At 41.3% G+C, this 17,066-nt stretch carries 15 protein-coding genes and 1 pseudogene; 5 read left to right on the plus strand and 11 right to left on the minus strand.

Features of this window, described 5'->3' with window-relative positions:
- Positions 1-321: 321 nt before the first annotated feature.
- Both G337_RS29160 and G337_RS25925 read right to left on the minus strand, forming a co-directional pair.
- Positions 322-665: pseudogene (locus G337_RS29160) on the minus strand (50S ribosome-binding protein YggL).
- A 163-nt stretch (positions 666-828) separates the two neighbouring features.
- Complete coding sequence (locus G337_RS25925) at positions 829-1,734, minus strand: DMT family transporter (protein WP_037027274.1); 906 nt, start codon at positions 1,732-1,734, stop codon at positions 829-831.
- 295 nt (positions 1,735-2,029) lie between these two features.
- On the opposite strand from G337_RS25925, the gene G337_RS0109050 reads away from it, so the two are divergent.
- Positions 2,030-2,785 carry a substrate-binding periplasmic protein gene (locus tag G337_RS0109050; RefSeq protein ID WP_028863602.1) on the plus strand — a complete coding sequence of 252 codons (756 nt, stop codon included), beginning with the start codon at positions 2,030-2,032 and terminating at the stop codon, positions 2,783-2,785.
- 90 nt (positions 2,786-2,875) lie between these two features.
- Entirely contained in the window at positions 2,876-3,595 is a 720-nt protein-coding gene (locus G337_RS0109055; protein WP_084605319.1) for a phosphatase PAP2 family protein, read from the plus strand.
- A 76-nt stretch (positions 3,596-3,671) separates the two neighbouring features.
- Here G337_RS0109055 and G337_RS0109060 read toward each other — a convergent pair whose 3' ends face one another.
- The gene (locus tag G337_RS0109060; protein WP_028863604.1) at positions 3,672-5,786 is read right to left on the minus strand and encodes an alpha-amylase family glycosyl hydrolase; all 2,115 of its coding nucleotides are present in this window, start codon (positions 5,784-5,786) and stop codon (positions 3,672-3,674) included.
- A 447-nt stretch (positions 5,787-6,233) separates the two neighbouring features.
- Positions 6,234-6,776: a type II secretion system protein gene (locus G337_RS0109065; protein WP_037027278.1), complete on the minus strand. Its 543-nt coding sequence runs from the start codon at positions 6,774-6,776 to the stop codon at positions 6,234-6,236.
- 656 nt (positions 6,777-7,432) lie between these two features.
- Here G337_RS0109065 and G337_RS0109070 point away from each other — a divergent pair.
- Positions 7,433-8,026 (plus strand): hypothetical protein, encoded by a 594-nt coding sequence (locus tag G337_RS0109070; RefSeq protein ID WP_028863606.1) that lies wholly within the window; start codon positions 7,433-7,435, stop codon positions 8,024-8,026.
- A gap of 113 nt (positions 8,027-8,139) precedes the next feature.
- Here the strand turns inward: G337_RS0109070 and G337_RS0109075 are convergent, their stop codons facing one another.
- Positions 8,140-10,092 (minus strand): methyl-accepting chemotaxis protein, encoded by a 1,953-nt coding sequence (locus G337_RS0109075; RefSeq protein ID WP_028863607.1) that lies wholly within the window; start codon positions 10,090-10,092, stop codon positions 8,140-8,142.
- Between the two features lie 322 nt (positions 10,093-10,414).
- Positions 10,415-10,882 carry a class I SAM-dependent methyltransferase gene (locus G337_RS0109080; protein WP_051303105.1) on the minus strand — a complete coding sequence of 156 codons (468 nt, stop codon included), beginning with the start codon at positions 10,880-10,882 and terminating at the stop codon, positions 10,415-10,417.
- 311 nt (positions 10,883-11,193) lie between these two features.
- On the opposite strand from G337_RS0109080, the gene G337_RS27650 reads away from it, so the two are divergent.
- Positions 11,194-12,405, plus strand: coding sequence for an alpha/beta hydrolase (locus tag G337_RS27650; RefSeq protein WP_169719620.1), 1,212 nt, complete (start codon positions 11,194-11,196; stop codon positions 12,403-12,405).
- A gap of 50 nt (positions 12,406-12,455) precedes the next feature.
- Here the strand turns inward: G337_RS27650 and G337_RS0109090 are convergent, their stop codons facing one another.
- From G337_RS0109090 to G337_RS0109110, 4 genes are all read right to left on the minus strand, one after another.
- Positions 12,456-13,124 (minus strand): response regulator, encoded by a 669-nt coding sequence (locus G337_RS0109090; RefSeq protein ID WP_028863610.1) that lies wholly within the window; start codon positions 13,122-13,124, stop codon positions 12,456-12,458.
- A 98-nt stretch (positions 13,125-13,222) separates the two neighbouring features.
- Positions 13,223-13,681 (minus strand): AAA family ATPase, encoded by a 459-nt coding sequence (locus tag G337_RS0109095; protein WP_028863611.1) that lies wholly within the window; start codon positions 13,679-13,681, stop codon positions 13,223-13,225.
- Positions 13,682-14,139: 458 nt separating this feature from the next.
- A complete protein-coding gene (locus tag G337_RS0109105) occupies positions 14,140-14,685 on the minus strand; it encodes a thioredoxin family protein (RefSeq protein WP_028863612.1) in 546 nt (181 codons plus the stop codon).
- A gap of 80 nt (positions 14,686-14,765) precedes the next feature.
- A complete protein-coding gene (locus tag G337_RS0109110) occupies positions 14,766-15,422 on the minus strand; it encodes an NAD(P)H-dependent oxidoreductase (protein WP_028863613.1) in 657 nt (218 codons plus the stop codon).
- 102 nt (positions 15,423-15,524) lie between these two features.
- Here G337_RS0109110 and G337_RS0109115 point away from each other — a divergent pair, with 102 nt between their 5' ends.
- Positions 15,525-16,460, plus strand: a complete 936-nt coding sequence (locus G337_RS0109115; RefSeq protein WP_028863614.1) for a LysR family transcriptional regulator — start codon at positions 15,525-15,527, stop codon at positions 16,458-16,460.
- Between the two features lie 62 nt (positions 16,461-16,522).
- Here the strand turns inward: G337_RS0109115 and G337_RS25930 are convergent, their stop codons facing one another.
- Positions 16,523-16,960: a FadR/GntR family transcriptional regulator gene (locus G337_RS25930; RefSeq protein WP_211235792.1), complete on the minus strand. Its 438-nt coding sequence runs from the start codon at positions 16,958-16,960 to the stop codon at positions 16,523-16,525.
- Positions 16,961-17,066: the final 106 nt, after the last annotated feature.

Genomic DNA, 17,066 nt, shown 5'->3' on the forward strand with positions numbered 1-17,066 from the left:
GTGACTGTATTAAAAGTATAGTCAAATGGTGTACGAAATGAACATGGGCAGGCAAACAAATAAATATATTTATAGTTCTGACAGGAGCTCAGCAGGCGGCAAACGCGATAACAGCAGAGCTATTATCGCGCGTCATACAGGAGGCTTAAATACCGTAATAGACACCTGATAAATCATCGACTTTGGCATCAACAATAAATGTGCTGTTTAATCAGCTCTCGTTAGAAGTTGTTTTAAATCCCGTAATAGGCGTCTGATAAATCATCGACTTTGGCATCAACAATAACTGTGCTGTTTAATCAGCTCTCGTTAGAAGTTGTTTTAAATCCCGTAATAGGCATCTGATAAATCATCGACTTTGGCGTCAACAATAAATGTGTTGTTTTTCAACCATGCCTGAAAAGCGCTGCGGTCTTCTTCGGTTGCAGAGCCGTAACGATCAAATGAACTGATATAAATAGTAAAGGTATCAGTACCGCCAGCCCCTCCCATAATGAGATTTCTCGACTCAGTAAAACTGCAGATACCGTCAAAAAATGCATCAAAACTACTTTCATCAATATTTTCAAATCTAAATGAAACTCAAACCCTAGCACCGAATATTCATCTACATATAATTTTTTACGTAGACGACGACTTCTTTTTACCTGCTCATTAGTTTTCATTATTTACTCTCCTGATCGAAGTAAGCGGCTTAAATAAAGCTTGAAAGAAAAATGTATATAACAGCAGTCTAGATAAATATCTGCTCAATACTGCTGAACCGCTAATCAGAGTACCTGTAAAAATATGAATTAACAGCTGTTTTACTGATTATCTGCGGCTCGCTCAAATATTCTGCTGAGTATCACTCTTTTCCTGAACATATTCAGCACTCTGCGGCTTATGTTTTTGACTCACCAGTACACCCGTAAATACAACAGCAATGCTTATCCACTGATCAATATTCAGTATTTCCCCCAGTAAAAGAGAAGATAACAGCAAAGCAAAAACCGGCACTAAATTTGAAAAAGCGGCGGCCGTTAAGACGGACACTTTACTCAAGGCATAGTTATACATGCCATAGGCACCTAATGTTACGAAGGTGCCCAGATATAAAATATTGAGCAGCGCATTAGTATCATGGACTTGAGGAATACCAGTAAAAAGTACAAAGGGTCCAAAAAACAGTGTACCGCTGAGCCCCTGTAAAGCAATCAGTGACAATGGAGCATAACGGGCAGCAAGGTACTTTACACTAACAGAATAATATGCGGCACAAACCATCGCCAGAAACTCCAGAAAATTACCTAATACAGGATCAGGTGCATGCTCAGAGCTTGGAGAAACATGGGTTAACAGGATACTGCCGCCTATACACAAGCTAAAACCGATAATAATCGCTTTAGAAATATGTTCTTTAAGCATCAAGAAGGCAAGCAGTGCGATAATAATCGGCAGGCATGAGACTAAAATGCCCGCCTGAGAGGCAGAAGTATTTTGTAGTGCATAACCCTCAAATAGAAAATATAAACACGGCTCTGCCAGTGACATGCTCAGCAAATATTTCCAGTCCCCCTGCTGATATTTAAAACGCTTTACCCAGGGCCACAAACATAAACAAATTACTAAAGTGGTTAACATGCGTAAAAAAATGACAAAAGTCGGATCATAAAAATTAACAGCATACTTTAATGCGGCAAATGAACTGCCCCATAATAAAGTTGCAATAAATAAACACAGACCTGCAGGCATAAGCGGCTTCTATCTACAAAAAAAGAAGCTAATATTAGCATTTATAAAATTATTGATAAGTGTTATTAAACCGAACAATTACTCTAAGTTGAATGGAATAATTTCGGGTCGTTATTATGAGTACATTTCCTCTAATGGAGCACAAAACTTTCCTAAATCAATCACTAAGAAGTTATGATTGACTAGCCGGCAGTGAGGTAACTCTTCTTTGTATCAATTTAATCTATTGTTTTATACAAAATAAATACTTACGCTCTATAATGTGTAAATAAAATCAAGACGTTGAGATAAATCTATGAAACTAACTTATATCTTGTTTTTTATCTTATTCAGTAGCTTCTGCTATGCGGATGCTGACAAAAGCATTGAAATGGTCACTGATCAGTGGCCCCCCTATTATGGCGCTAACATGTATAATCAAGGGCCTGTCACTGAAATAAGCCGCCGGGTACTGAATAAATTAGGCTATCAGGCAAAAGTAACATTTGTTCCCTGGAAGCGTGCCCTGGAGCATTCCAAGCAAGGCCACTATGACGCGGTATTAGGGGCTTATTTCAATAATGAAAGATCAGTTTTCTTCTGGCACTCTGATGCAGTTGCCAGCAGCCGTGTGGTTTTATTCAGCTATCCGGAGAACTATAAACAAGCATCTGATCTAAGCGCAATTAACGGACACAGCGTCTGCGTTATCAACGGATATTTTTACAGTGACGAATTTACCAGCAGCAGTTTAATATCTAAGATCAAATCAAATACTTTAAAGCACTGCTTTGAACGTTTGATTGCACGTCGGGTAGATTATGTTGCGGCGGATAAACTGGTCGGGCAGGCCATATTAGATGAGCAATTTCCAGGCGATAGAACAAAACTGACCACCCTGCCCATTATCATTTCACAGCAGACAATTCATATTTTATGGTCAAAGAAAACACCGGGTAATTTCCAGTTAAATAAATCCTTCAACAGCACTCTGCAGGAACTGAAAAAATCTGGTGAAATTGAACAGATCTGGCAGAAACACGGCTTTCAATCAGCGACTGGCAAGCAGTAAATGTAAATGATGTAGTTATGACTGGAAGGCTGATTTTCGCCATGTAAAATCAGCCTTCATAATACTCTTTACAGCTATCAGGTTTTATTAATGACATTCACATTTAATATTCGCAGTAAAAAAATGGAGCTTCTATGCAGTGCACTATTTGCAGCCTGCCTCGCTTTATTACTGGTTCTGCTACCTTCTCCGGATATTCAGGCTCCCCTGTCTCCATTATTTGGACAGTCCCTGACACTGTTGACCGCTACAGCGAGCAATCCCTTTTTTCTCATCACAACTATTATGCTCTGCTCTCTGGTATTTATCGCCAAAGTTAATTTAAAACAAGGTTTAATTGTCTGCATTCAGTTCGGGATACTTTTAATATTGAGCTTTATGCTTAAAAGCGGCTTAAAACATATTACCGAAGTGCCGCGCCCCTATACACAGGAGCTGGCTAAAGTTGAACTGGTAGTATCAGCTGAGCAGTTCTACAGCTTAACAACAAAGCAGAAAGAGCAGGTTATTAAACAGGCAGAAGAAAAATTCAGCCCGTGGCGGGTACAAAACTGGCATGGTGAAACCAATTACTCACTGCCGTCCGGCCATACTATTTTTGCTGCTGTGTGTATTTTATTCTGGGGAGGTTTTTTATTACGGCGTAGAAGATATCTGCCGGCGGCACTGCTTATCAGCTGGGGAACCGGTGTTGCATTAAGCCGTATCTGGCTCGGCATGCACTGGCCTTCTGACGTATTAGCATCCATTATCTGCGCTTCGCTGCTGATTTTACTGGTACCGAAAATCGAAGTGAAACAAGAAAGCTAATCCCTTATTAAACAAACTTGTCTCTATCTCTATTTTCAGGCAAAGATAGAGACAAGCATTATCCTAGAGCAGCTTATTACTCAGCACATTTACTGACCATCATCTTATCCGGATCTCCTGCACCGGTTACACTGAAGCTAAACACATAACTTCCTGCCTCTGGAATAACAATTGAGGACTCGGTTCCGGCTCCAGCAGCCACTGCGGCAGCCTGCTCCTGAGCAATAATAACATCAGCGCTGTCGGCAACAGCAAACTCTGTTGACCAGTCACCAGCTGCAAATTTAAAACTGTAAGAGGTCACTGCAGATTCATTGACCACTACCTGGTAGGTATTCTGCCCCTTGTAACTGAACTGACGAGAAGCCGGCGTTTCAGCAAAATTTCCTCCGCCGGCATAACTGCCGCGAATATACATTGCTTTACTTAGCGGATCGGCTTCACTTGAATCCGGGTTATCACAGGCTGCCATAAAACCGCTGCCGACAAGAGATCCGGTGTCTGCCACCTGCGGCCCCCCTGCAGTAGGAGATTCAATATTGAGAAACATTGACTCAAAAGGCGCTAATGTTAGTGAATAAACATCACCGGCAATCGCATGGCTTTCCTTGGAAAGCAGATTGGTTAATGCCCCGTCACTGCCGATCTCAGTTCCTTTAAATTCAACTGTCACCGTATTCGAACTGACATTAACCGCATAAAGTACGTGATTATCAGCTGTATCTTTGCGGTCAATATAAATATTATCACTCGATAAAATATGAGTACGTGAACCATTATATAGTGCAGGATTGGCACTGCGCACTGCCATTAATGAGCTGACATAACTTTTCAGATCAGCCTGCTCCGCATTTAAGGTAACATTTACACCTTCAATTTTAGCGCTGCTGCGGGCAACATGGTCATCACAAAGCCCGGAATCTCCAGAGCAGCTCTCTATCTTATCAGCAAAGCCCTGAACTTCATCACCTATCTCTTCACCATAATAAAGAGTGATAGGACCAGAGTAAGCCGTCATAAAGCTGAAAGCAGCTTTATGACGAGCCCAGTATTCCCCCTCACTTGGTGAGCTGATTTTTCCTCGCTGCAGCAGATCACCAAAGCGGACCAGATCATGATTGCCGAGCATAAGGTTAGGCATAGCATGCGCAGGATAAGCAAGATGAGTCATAAAACCGCTGTTTAGATTAGAAGCAGGACGGCCGCCGTTACCGCTTTCTTCTACCGCAAAGGTCTGCACTACTTTATAGCGCATTGGGAAATCAAAAGCAGAAGTTAATGCCGGGCTGGCCGTAGTGCCGTAAGCTTTTTCTGCTATTTCGCCCTGGCCTTTCCAGATTTCTCCAACCATATAACCCAGCGGATTAACCGTTTCACCGGCGGCATTTTTGTAGGTCACAGCCGAAGATGCAGCTTCAACTGTTTTACGTAACTCAATCCACTGAGCTGTCGGCACCTGATAGGCCTGATCTAAACGCCAGCCGTCAATTTTCAATTCATTGATCCAGTATGCAGCCACCTCTTTATAAAAAGCTAAATCAGACGGATAACTCGCTTCAAAACCATCGCCCTGAGGTGTGCCGTTTGTGGGAGTTAACCCATTTGGTGAAGCTGCTACATTACCTTTATGGTGACCAAAAACACCGTCAAAAAAGACATAGAGACCTTTAGCATGAGCGGCCTCAACCATCTCTTTTGCTTTAGCCAGATCACCGAAATTACTGTCTATTTTAAAATAATCACTAGTGAAATAACCCGTTGCATCCAGGCGGTCCACCCACTCTGTCTGCCCCGGTTTAGCCGTGGACTGAAAAATCGGTGTCAACCAGATCGCATTGACACCTAAGCTCTTGATATAATCAAGCGAGTCGATTACCCCCTGCAGATCACCTTCATGGTGGCTGGTACCATAACCTGTACCGTAACCAATATTACTGTCACCATCAATAAATGACTCCACCATTATCTGATAGGTTACTAGTCCGCAGGTTTTAGAAACCGATTCTTGCCCCTGATAACAGTTATATTTATCGTTAGACAGCTCAACATCTGCGGTGATATCGTTTCCACCGGAGCCAGGCGCTGGATTTGGCGTTACAGCGGTTGAATCCGTACTGTCACTGCTGTTGCAGGCACTTAAAGTTAATGCCAGTGACAGTGCCAGTGATATTTTTGAAAATGCGTATTTCATCTGCTTTCCTTTTAATTGTAATTATCATCCCGGCGCAGATTTAAGCATATGAATAAAAAAGATGAAGAGCTGTACAGCGATATTATTCTGTTAAGTTGATCTTCTTAGCAAAAACACCGCAAAAAACACAAATTGTTTGAAGTCACACGTAATTTCAAAGCAGCAAAAAGATGAGCAGACGGTTATATTTTTAGCAGCCGGCAGGTTACAACAAATATTAATTAGAATTAATCAGATTGAAAGAACATTATAAAACAAGGAAATAAACACACTGAAATACAACCAGTTAGAATGAAACTGATAATCTTAATCAGTCAGATGCAGTGTTAAAGAAGATTATTAATATATCTCAACTTTATTCAGACAGGTAAACGTTTACATCAAACCACTCACACGACAACAGGTAAACGTTTACATTAAACCAATTGTAAATCTGGTTATTTTTTCCTAATCAGGATCAGAGTCCGTAATAACGCGGCCGTCGCGTGAATCGTAATATATAGACAATGAAGCTAACGGATTGTAGAAAAAACGGCATTGATCCGGATGGATATAAGTAACTAAATAATCAGAGTCCGCTTCATCAGAAGACAAAGATACTGTCGGGCCTTCCTCTAAAACGGTGATCCATACTGAAATACAATCCTCGGTATTATCCAGTCTTGGACTAACTTCAAAAGGAGGCCAGCTCTGAGCCGGCCAGCCCCACTGATTAATATCTAACTGTCCGGCAGTACCGCTGCCGTACACCTGTAAATTATCTACAGGTCCAGAACCACCTGTCGAGATCCATTTCATATTAGCAAGATTAATAGCAGCGGAAAAAGCGCCGCCGGTTGATTTTACAACTGCTGCTTCAGCATCCTCACTCATAGAAAAAAACTTAGGCAGTGCTGTTGCTGCTAATATGCCGAGAATGACAATAACAACCACTAGTTCAATAAGGGTAAACCCTCGTACTTTATTTATAGCACTGCTTTTATTACACATACTGCCGTCCATGAATATCTATATATAATATTAGCGTTTTACAGGAAAATTATTTTTTGAATTTGATTCTATTCAATGAAAACGCAGAAAAGAACGCTTTAGACAATCTCACTTATAACAGGTAATAGAGAGTTAACGGCATAAACGAACACAGCGTTTTATTCTTAAACTGTCCATGCAGTTTAAGAATAATCTGCATCAGCAAAGCGAATAGACATGAATATATTTCTCAAATATACTATCGAAACTAATATCAGCACTTGATTTTTTACACCTATATTCACCTCAATAACAATAAATGAATATAATCTCCTGCCTACACTGTAAAATACCATAAAAAGTCATAATCCACAGACTCATCACAGAGAAAATAACAAGTTAAACACTCTAAATTCAGATAGATACGATATATATATGATTAAGCAGCACCACTTAGCTGCAATGACTTTCCGCACGCAACAGACAGTATTCACTCCAACTTAATATCACTAAGCAGCATTACATAGCGGCAACATTTAGCGGCATGACACAGTGGTATATCCGGATGCCGACAAGTCTCACAAACTGTAATGGATGATTAATAACCTGTTGCGCTAAGAGCACCTAGTTTGCTATAAAAGTATTTCCGATAAATACCCCTATTTTATGGATATGTTATGCCCTCTTCCGCAAGTTATATACCTAAAGAATTTAAATGGAATAAAAGTAATATTGAGTGGTTAAAAAGTTACCTGGCTCAGAAAACTCCCCTGCTCAATCAAATAAGCAGCGGTATAGGCATAGATATACATAACCTCAATTTACTGCGCTTTAATGAATTATGTGAGCTGCTTGATAAATCAGCAGATGGTCGTGAATTAAGATCTCGTTTGTTTCGAGCCTGGCGTAGTAAAAAATCACGAGACAGCGACAACGGTAAAAAACTATATACCTTTAATCTGGATATTAAAGCCGGCACTCAACTCAAAAAACTGGCTAAAAACCGTACTATCAACAGCACACTGGAAGATCTGATATTCGGCACTTATCAATCAGACGAAATTAAACGCGCACAAGCGAAGCAGTTAAAGGCCGAGCAGAAAGAGATTGAGCGGCAGGAAGAAACCAGAAAAGAAGTTGAAGACGAAACGGCTAAAAATTATGATGTAAAAGAGCTGGCCGCCCAGGAAAAATCTGAATTAATCCGCACTATATTAAAATTACATAAACAGCTTAAAGATTATGAAAAACAACTGCCGAGCAATAAATAATGGTTGAACAGTTTATCTGCTGCTGGCGGAGAACATTTCAAAGAGGAATAAATTCAACATATAAAAAAACAGGCGCCATTTTTCAATAGCGCCTGCCCTGTGTTTTTTTATTACTATTCGGTTTTAAACTGGCTGACATGTGCGGTCAGCTGATCAGATAACTCTTCAAGTGACTGTGCATGTTTTCCAGCTTCAGAAGAAGCAGCATTAGCTTCATTAGCACCTGTTTGAATTTCTACCACATTACGGTTTATCTCTTCAGCAACAAGATGCTGCTCCTCTGCTGAGGTAGCAATCTGAGTAGTCATATCGCGAATTGTTTTAACCGACAGCTGAATAGACTCAAAAATAGACTCCGTGGATGCCGTATGCTCAGCGGTTTGTTTTGAATGCACCATGCTGCTTGATAATTTGCTTGCCACCACCTCGGTACGCTGACGTAAACTGCTTAAACGCTGATCTATCTCCTGCGTAGACTCAGCAGTACGACCAGCAAGGGTTCTCACTTCATCAGCAACAACAGCAAACCCCCTTCCCTGTTCTCCGGCTCTGGCGGCCTCAATAGCAGCATTTAAAGCAAGCAGATTAGTCTGCTCGGCAATACCGCGGATTGTATCTAAAATAACCGTGATATTATTAGATTCTTCTGCAAGTTCGGCCATTGCATCATTGGATTCTGCAAGAATATTTTCCAGCGATGCTACCGCATCAACCGTTCCTTGAATCAGCTCCCTGCCCTGATCAACCTGCTGGTCGCCGTTATCTGCAGCGGAAGCTGCTTCGGTACAGTTTAATGCTACTTCATTAGCTGTTGCGACCATTTCATGAAACGCAGTGGTAACCTGATCAATTGAGGCAAGCTGATTATGAGAAACAACATCCACTTCCGCTGAGGCATTTCTTGCCTGGGTTGAAATACTGTTCATCTCCTTACTGGTAACGGTCACTTTGCTGACAATCTGATAAATATTACTGATAAAAGTATTAAATGCGCTGGCCATTTCACCAGATTCATCTTTAGTTCTAATATCAAGCCGGCGGGTTAAATCCCCTTCACCCGATGCAATATCCTGCAGCCCTTCCGTGATTGCACTCATAGGTTTAGTAATCATCCCCGACAGCCAGAATCCGGCAGCGATAAATATAATCAGTAATATAGCGCTGATAAACAGCATCTTAGTCGTCATGCTGTTTGCCTGTGCATAGACCTCATCGGTATTCACCAGGCCGATGAATTTCCAGCCTAAAGCCGGTGAGACATAAACATTCGCAAACCACTCGCTGCCGTCCAGTTCAACAGGATGTAATCCCTGAGACATATCTGCCAGATCAGCATAAGCGCCGCCGAGTGAATTAAGCTGTTTAAAATTGTGATCCGGATTGCGCGGATCTGCTAAAACATTACCGCTATCCTCTATCAGAATGACATAACCCGATTCGGCAAAAGTAACATTTTTTACCATTTCGGTCAGTTTTGATAATGTAACATCTACACCTACAGTACCAAATGAGCCGTCCTGCCCTTCAAACCGCTGCAGGTAATCAAGCAGCGGCGTTCCCGTTACTGAATCAGCATAAGCGGGTACACGAACAGGCGTAGTTGAATTAATTGAGCTGGTATACCAGGGACGCACACGAGGATCATAATGATCCGCACTTTTACTTGTCGGCCATTGAATATAACCACCATGATCCATGCCCAGATAAACGTAAGCAAGATCCGGCCGGGCTTCACCAAAGGCCGCCATCATTTCAAATGCAGTCGCTTCAACAGGAGAGTTCTGCAGCGGCGTCATATCTTGTGAAGACAGACCAACATAGCTGGTTACCGATTTATCCAGCTGGCGTATCTGCATCACATTCGCTAAGAACCTGGCGTCTTCAGCAAGGCCGTTCAGATAAAGCGTAAACGCAGTATCAACATGGGTAATCTCTGAAGAGCTTGAATGCTGAAAAGATAAAACCGCATTATCACGAATACTCTTAATAACGAGCCCGGATAAAATCAGCACTGGAAATAAGACACTTGCGACAAGAGCAAGCTGAAATTTTGTACGTATTTTCATAGATTACCTTCTTTTGAGCTGCATCCTTTTATTGAGTTATCTTCACCTGCTTTGCCGCAGTTAACTCAATCCATTCCTTTAAATTTTAGATTAGGATAAATGCACAAAATAACCAGTCTCAGCAGTGTATTAGCTTTGTACAGGACAAAAAACTAACCCTGCTAGTCAAATTAACTTTTCACAAAGCAGATGTACTTCAAAGCTTTTTAGACGATACAGACAATAAATAGAAAACAGCGGCTGTTACGGGAAGAGTTAAAAATTTTAAAAGCACTGCTTACAAGTGAAATATAACAGCGGTTGTGGAATACAGTTCATTTGTTCAAACCGCCGTTTTTTGAGGGACTCTGCTGACCCTATATAAAAACACAGGTGACTTGTAAAAGTCATTCAACCGGATCACTTTCTCCGGCTGCCATGCTGGAAGCGCAAAATTATTACTGATCAGAAAGTTAATATTCCCAGGCTGGGCCGCTAACTTGTTTTTGATTTTTAGCATAGCCAGCGGATCTAAATAACAGATTAATAGCGAAGCATTATAAAGATCTGCTTTGTAAAAATCCTGTTTATACAAGGTTAGGTTTTTCAACCGCAGGCACTTGCCGATTATTTTCGTTGTTAACCAGGGTAATAAAGACAGCTCATAACCGATTATTTGTCTTTGCGGATATCTGCGTGCCAAACGAATAACCAGATTGCCCCAGCCGCTGCCCAGATCAACCACTGTACCAGTGCCGCTTTCATCGATCAGCTGAATTACGGCTTTAAACGCGGTGTTTGAACTAGGCATGGGTGATATACCTAATTTTATGGTGTTATAGATAATAGAGACAGTCATTAACAGCAGTAATGAAAATAATAAAATATAAAAAGCCGGCAAAATATAGTTCTCAAATGTAGAAGTTAAAAGTGAAATAATTCTTCAGCCTGTTATCAGGCCATAAAAACAGACGCTGAAATCTTTATCTTTAAAATAAATAGTACTATTTTATTACTATTAATTCAGTCGCTTAACTGCAGAAGTTTTTACATATGAAAATGCCAAAATTACATTTAACAGCAGTTGTCTTATCAGCAGTTTTACAGTTTTCGTGTACTGATATGTTTAAATTACAGAACGATTTAGATTCAATTAACAAGATAGCACGCAGTTATTCGATTACTATCTCCTTCGATGAAGCCGTAGCTCAATCATCACGATCTCCTGTTATCTTAATAAGCCTGCAGGACAAAGCTGAGCAGAATATTGGTACCTACCGCTTTATTGATCAGCAAAGCCGAATTGAATTTAACTCCGGTGATAATCTGCATGCATTTTTTGCTTTTGCTGACCTGAATCAGGATTTTATTTATCAGAAAACGGAACCCTTCTCATTAGTAAAAATCCAGCCGGCTTCTTTAACCGAAAAGCATACGCAGTCTCAATCAACAATGAAACTAAGCTATTCAGGGCAGGAGAACGGCCCCGTTCCCGACTTCCTGGTCGGCGTGCATTTTTCAAAATTTACGCAAATATTTGGTCTGCATATCAACGTTGGTACAGTGACTTCAATAGACAGCCCCCTGTTCACAATTGAACATGGGAGAACAGGGATGTGGGAGCCGTTTACCTTTTTAAAAAACGGCGGTTTTGGTGTCCATATGCTGCAGAAATACGATCCTGATAAAATACCTGTTTTATTTGTTCACGGTATGGGCGACGGACCGCTTAGATTTAAACCTCTGATCAACAAATTAGATACCTCAAAATACCAGGCATGGGTATACAGCTACCCTACCGCTTACCGCCTGCAGAATACCGCCAGCGGACTTTCTGCACTAATGAAATCACTGCATTATCAATATCGATTTACACAACTGCATATTGTTGCACACAGCATGGGAGGTTTAATTTCGAAGGCTTATATTAACGAATGCTCAGCAAAAGAAGACTGTAGTTATTTGAGCAGCTTCACGACGATTTCAACCCCATGGCTTGGTCATCACGGCGCACAGTCCGGCGTAACATATTCGCCGGTAGTTATGCCGTCGTGGATTGATATGAGCCCGGACAGTCAATTCCTGGCTGATCTATTTAACCAGCCGTTAACGGTTAACCTGCAGTATAATTTACTGTTTACTTTTAAAACCGGTAAAAAATTCAGCAGGGAAAGCAGCGACGGCGTCATCTCTTTACACAGCCAGCTACGCAGGCAGGCTCAAAACAGTGCATTTAAAATCAAGGGCTATGATCAGACACATACCTCAATATTTTACAGCGAAATAATGTCCGGCGATTTATTCAAATTATTCACCTTATCAGAACAACCATAACAAAACCTGCAGCTGATACAGCAGATGCTAATGCTGTGATCCGCTTAGCATCACTCTAGAACCAGTCGATACCCAGCACCGTAAACTGACTGAATCAAATCTTCGCCCTGACTTATCTCAGTCAGCTTTCGACGTAATTTCTTTATATGACTGTCAATGGTTCTATTATTAACAACTCGATGATCAGAATACATATTATGCATTAACTGCTCACGCGTAAATATACATCCCGGTCTGCCGGCCAGAGGTTTTAGTAACTGAAATTCTACTGACGTTAATGAGACTTCTTTACTCAGATAACTGGCAGTAAAGCGCTGTTCATCAAGAACAATAACAGTTTTACCGTTTACTGAAGGCTGTGACCTTCTTAAAACGGCTTTGACTCTGGCAACCACTTCTCTGGGACTAAAAGGTTTGCAGATATAATCATCAGCCCCCAGCTCTAACCCCAGCAGCCGGTCAATTTCATCAACCTTTGCGGTAACCATCAGAATCGGCACATCAGAAAACTGACGAATCTCTTTGCATAGTTCAATACCGTCTTTACCCGGAAGCATAATATCGAGTAATACAGCTTTAGGCTGATGTCTCTTTATCCAGGTGATAACCTCGTCTCCATGATGGATCATGTGCGGATCATACTCAGTCAATTTGAAGTAATCGCTTAGCAGATTAGCCAGTTTGATTTCATCTTCCACAATCAATATTGTATTTGCCATATTCGATTCTCTTATCTATCTGAGCAGGTTAACGGCAAACGCTTATCTGAAACAAAAATCGTAGCAAGGTAAACCGGCCGATATCTAATATTGCTTTTTTAAGCGCTTGGAAAACGGATAACCACATCTACTTTTGATGACATAGAGGCCGTTAATGTCTGCGCTTTTTCAGTCGCTAAAATAACGATACCGTTGTGCTTAGCTATGTTCTTAAATAAATTATTGATATCAAAACTGCTTTCTTGTCCATGAGGATTCCGCACTGCAGTTTTTTTCTCGAATAACAGATCTGCTTCCGTAAATTGTATTATATCTCTACTGTTTCGAGCTTTGCTGAACAGCTCTGCAATATGAGTTTGTGATTCTTTATCTGCAATAGCGCTCGATAACTGCACCGTTTTACTGCTGTAACCTCTAATATCATCGGTTGCCGCACTAAGGTCACTAGGAGAAGCACCGTTAAATGTGATCAGGAAACGTCTCGGATGAGTTGTATGCTGAGACATATCTTGTAAAAAACGGTTATAGCTTTTGCTGAGGTATTCTACGATTATCATTTTTTATCCATCTGCCTGATGCTCAAGCATCATATTGTATTTAGTTGTATTAAAACCTGTTTCTGAACGCAGTTTAACAGCTTATTGAACAAAAAGTTTAATATTAGCGGCTTTTGGAGCGGTACTTTTATCTCTAACGTGTTTATTATTTGATTCACGCGAGGGGCAGCCCTGCTGGCTGCTGTTTTGCTCAGCAAGATGGATGTGGTCATTCTGTGCAGCTCATTATCACGCCTTGATTAAGAAACTTTCAGGCTTAACAGAAGCAGTTTTTAAAGATAAACAGCCCCTAGTTTGTAATAAAACTTGATGCTCATTTCTGCTGCCGATTAAACTGATATGGATTTGTGGTTGGTGCCACACAACAAAATTGCTCCCCATCAATTAACTCTGCTTTTAACCCGCAATGAATTAAAAATAATCAAGATATATGACGGCGACGACAATACAGCATCATTTTAGCGCCATTTAATGGAGCAGCCCATACTTGCATTTTGTATTTCCGGCCCATTTCCAGTTGCTGCAATCCGGCGCATTGCATTAACTAATTCAGGAACCCGGTTATCAGCGCCGCCCATATTGATATTATCTAAGCGGCCGCGATACTGCAGCTCTCCTCTATTGTTAAAACCAAAGAAATCAGGGGTGCAGACCGCATTGTACAGCCTGCCGACCGTTTGTTCCTGATCAACAAGATAAGGGAAGGTAAAACCGTATTGTTTAGCAAATATCTTCATGTTTTCAGGGGAATCCTGCTCAACAAGCAGATAATCGTTGGACATAACGGCCAGTACATTAATACCTTCAGCCGTTAACAGCTGCGTATCTTTCGCTAAGCGCTGTGCAATACGCTGCACATAGGGGCAGTGATTGCAGATAAACATGATTAATAAACCTTTATCTCCTAACTGCTCACTCATGGTAAAACTTTCACCATCAGCATTTTTTAATGTGAATTCCGGGGCTTTCCAGCCAAAATCGCAAAGCGGTGTATCAAGTAACATGATTGATTTCTCCAGCATAAGGCCTGAACGGAATAATCTCCAGTGCAGGCGGTTTTAATTGAGTAAGATCCCGGCTGATATTATAAAACCTGCATCACCTGCCCGGCGGCTAAACGTGATTTAGGAAGCTGCGCATTATAATCTTCGACGCTGTCATGGTAACCGATCGCCAGTGCAACATCACAAATATAACCGCCTAACTCATCAGCAAAAGTCTCACTGATCAGTGCACTGTCTATACCTTCCATGGTCGTTGAATCTATACCAAGGCGCGCTAACACATGTAATGTATTGCCCAGCGCTAAATAGGTTTGTGCTTTGGTCCAGGCGGCATTACTGCCCGTTTTATCGGTATTTAAATCCGCAAAAGCAAAAGCGCCGAACGCCTGTTCACGATCTTGTGATTTCGTACGCTGCGCTGCGATATCACTGTCAATTACTTTAGCATAATCTTCGCGCTTATATTCCGGGTTATGCGCAAACAAAATAATATGCGAAGCGGCTTTAGCATGAGGCTGGTTAAACTGGAATTTATTCGCAAAAGTATCATGCAGGCGCTGCTTTGCCTGCTCACTTTCAATCACGATAAACTTCCATGGCTGCGAATTGATTGAAGAAGCTGACAAGCGCATTGCTTCATAAATCACCTGTAAATCCTGCTCCGATATACGTTTTGACGGATCATATCTTTTGGCTGTATAGCGGTTTTGTAAGTCTGTAATAATCGGGTGTGTCATCGTTATCTCCAGTTAATTATTTACTGGTGTTAATAGTAGAGGTTGATTAGGTGCCTTTGAACAGTATAATGTTTGAAACTTTATCAAAAGAAATTAGACAATATGCTATTAGAAGACCTGCAGGTTATCCTGAAAGTGGCTGAATTTCGCAGTATTACGGCCGCAGCTGAAAGTTTAGATATGCGAACAGCAACAGCCAGTGCGGCTGTTAAACGTGTAGAAAAATCATTAGGCTTCGAGTTATTTATCCGTACAACACGGCAGCTTCGCCTGTCCAGTGCAGGAGAGCGCTACATCCCTCAATGTGAGCAGGCATTATTGATGTTAGATCATGCGCAGAAAAATATGAAAGATGACCTGGATATCATTGATGGTGAACTGCGTATTTCGCTGTCATCAGACCTGGGAAGAAACAGAGTGATTCCCTGGCTGGATGATTTTATGGAAGCTCATCCTAATGTCAGTTTAAGAGTCAATATTAGTGATAGTAATGTCGATTTTTACCGCGACTCTGTTGATATTGCGTTACGTTACGGCTCACCGACGGATGCAGGTGTTTATGGGTTTAAGATATGTAACGTTCCCGGCGTATTATGTGCGTCACCTGAATATTTAGAGAAACACGGTACACCTGTACACCCTGACGACTTAGCAGCACATAACGGACTTTTTTATCAGCTCCACGATATCGTCCATGATGTCTGGCGGTTTTCGGATAAAGATAAAGACTATAAAATCAAAATGAGCAGCAACCGTATTGCTAATGATGCCGAGCTGGTAAGGCGCTGGTGTGTTGCCGGGCAGGGAGTGGCGGTAAAATCCTGCCTTGATATGTCTGCAGATTTATTATCAGGAAAACTCGTTAATGTCATGCCTGAATTTAAACCTAAAGCGACTGAATTGTGGCTGATCTGTCCAAGCAGGCAGTCCATCACACCAGCGGTGCGTTTATTACGAGATACATTTAGAACGCAAAGTAAAGGCGTGTTAAAACAATTGATTGAGCATGGGATTTTAGATGAAAGTGTACTTGGCTGAGTAAGAGATACTCATCGGCAGCTATCGCTTTACGGCGTGCTGTTTCCAGGGCGGTAAAAATATTAACTGGCCGGTGTTAATTGATATTTTGACTCTTGAAGATACTCAGCAGATGCACTTCTCGCTTTTTCTCCATTACCCGCCATAATCACTTCATATATTCTGCGGTGTTCATTAATACAGGTACAGCCCTCTTCCGATGAGTGGACAATAAAGTTAACAAACATGGTGGTTAATATATGCCCGAAGGGTAAATAAAAGTCATTGCCTGTCGCATTAAATATCAGACTATGAAATTTAGTATCCACCTCTGTCCAGGCTTGCTGGTCAAATTCATCGGCAGCCGCAATTTCAGTCATCTTCTGAAATATTTCCGAGAATTCAATACGCTGCTCTACCGTTGCATATTTAGCCGCCAGCGCACATGCTTCTGGTTCAACAGCACGACATAAACCTAAAAACTGAAAACAAAAATGATCCGTATCAGTTAAGCCGTCCATCCACTCGATTAACTGCGGCTCTAAAAAGTTCCAGTAAGCCCGGTCTAATACTCGTGTACCAATTTTGGGACGAGACTCAAGCAGACCTTTGAGGAAATTATTAAAG

The sequence above is a fragment of the Psychromonas aquimarina ATCC BAA-1526 genome (assembly GCF_000428725.1).
In the GTDB taxonomy this organism is placed as follows: domain Bacteria; phylum Pseudomonadota; class Gammaproteobacteria; order Enterobacterales; family Psychromonadaceae; genus Psychromonas; species Psychromonas aquimarina.

Excerpts from the sequence above, each read along its gene's own strand:
- G337_RS0109080 (WP_051303105.1), bottom strand. The coding sequence starts at position 10,882 with ATGCCTAGTTCAAACACCGCGTTTAAAGCCGTAATTCAGCTGATCGAT.
- G337_RS0109070 (WP_028863606.1), top strand. The coding sequence starts at position 7,433 with ATGCCCTCTTCCGCAAGTTATATACCTAAAGAATTTAAATGGAATAAA.
- G337_RS0109050 (WP_028863602.1), top strand. The coding sequence starts at position 2,030 with ATGAAACTAACTTATATCTTGTTTTTTATCTTATTCAGTAGCTTCTGC.
- G337_RS27650 (WP_169719620.1), top strand. The coding sequence starts at position 11,194 with ATGTTTAAATTACAGAACGATTTAGATTCAATTAACAAGATAGCACGC.
- G337_RS0109065 (WP_037027278.1), bottom strand. The coding sequence starts at position 6,776 with ATGTGTAATAAAAGCAGTGCTATAAATAAAGTACGAGGGTTTACCCTT.
- G337_RS0109090 (WP_028863610.1), bottom strand. The coding sequence starts at position 13,124 with ATGGCAAATACAATATTGATTGTGGAAGATGAAATCAAACTGGCTAAT.
- G337_RS25925 (WP_037027274.1), bottom strand. The coding sequence starts at position 1,734 with ATGCCTGCAGGTCTGTGTTTATTTATTGCAACTTTATTATGGGGCAGT.
- G337_RS0109075 (WP_028863607.1), bottom strand. The coding sequence starts at position 10,092 with ATGAAAATACGTACAAAATTTCAGCTTGCTCTTGTCGCAAGTGTCTTA.
- G337_RS0109095 (WP_028863611.1), bottom strand. The coding sequence starts at position 13,681 with ATGATAATCGTAGAATACCTCAGCAAAAGCTATAACCGTTTTTTACAA.
- G337_RS25930 (WP_211235792.1), bottom strand. The coding sequence starts at position 16,960 with ATGGACGGCTTAACTGATACGGATCATTTTTGTTTTCAGTTTTTAGGT.
- G337_RS0109060 (WP_028863604.1), bottom strand. The coding sequence starts at position 5,786 with ATGAAATACGCATTTTCAAAAATATCACTGGCACTGTCACTGGCATTA.
- G337_RS0109105 (WP_028863612.1), bottom strand. The coding sequence starts at position 14,685 with ATGTTACTTGATACACCGCTTTGCGATTTTGGCTGGAAAGCCCCGGAA.
- G337_RS0109115 (WP_028863614.1), top strand. The coding sequence starts at position 15,525 with ATGCTATTAGAAGACCTGCAGGTTATCCTGAAAGTGGCTGAATTTCGC.
- G337_RS0109055 (WP_084605319.1), top strand. The coding sequence starts at position 2,876 with ATGACATTCACATTTAATATTCGCAGTAAAAAAATGGAGCTTCTATGC.
- G337_RS0109110 (WP_028863613.1), bottom strand. The coding sequence starts at position 15,422 with ATGACACACCCGATTATTACAGACTTACAAAACCGCTATACAGCCAAA.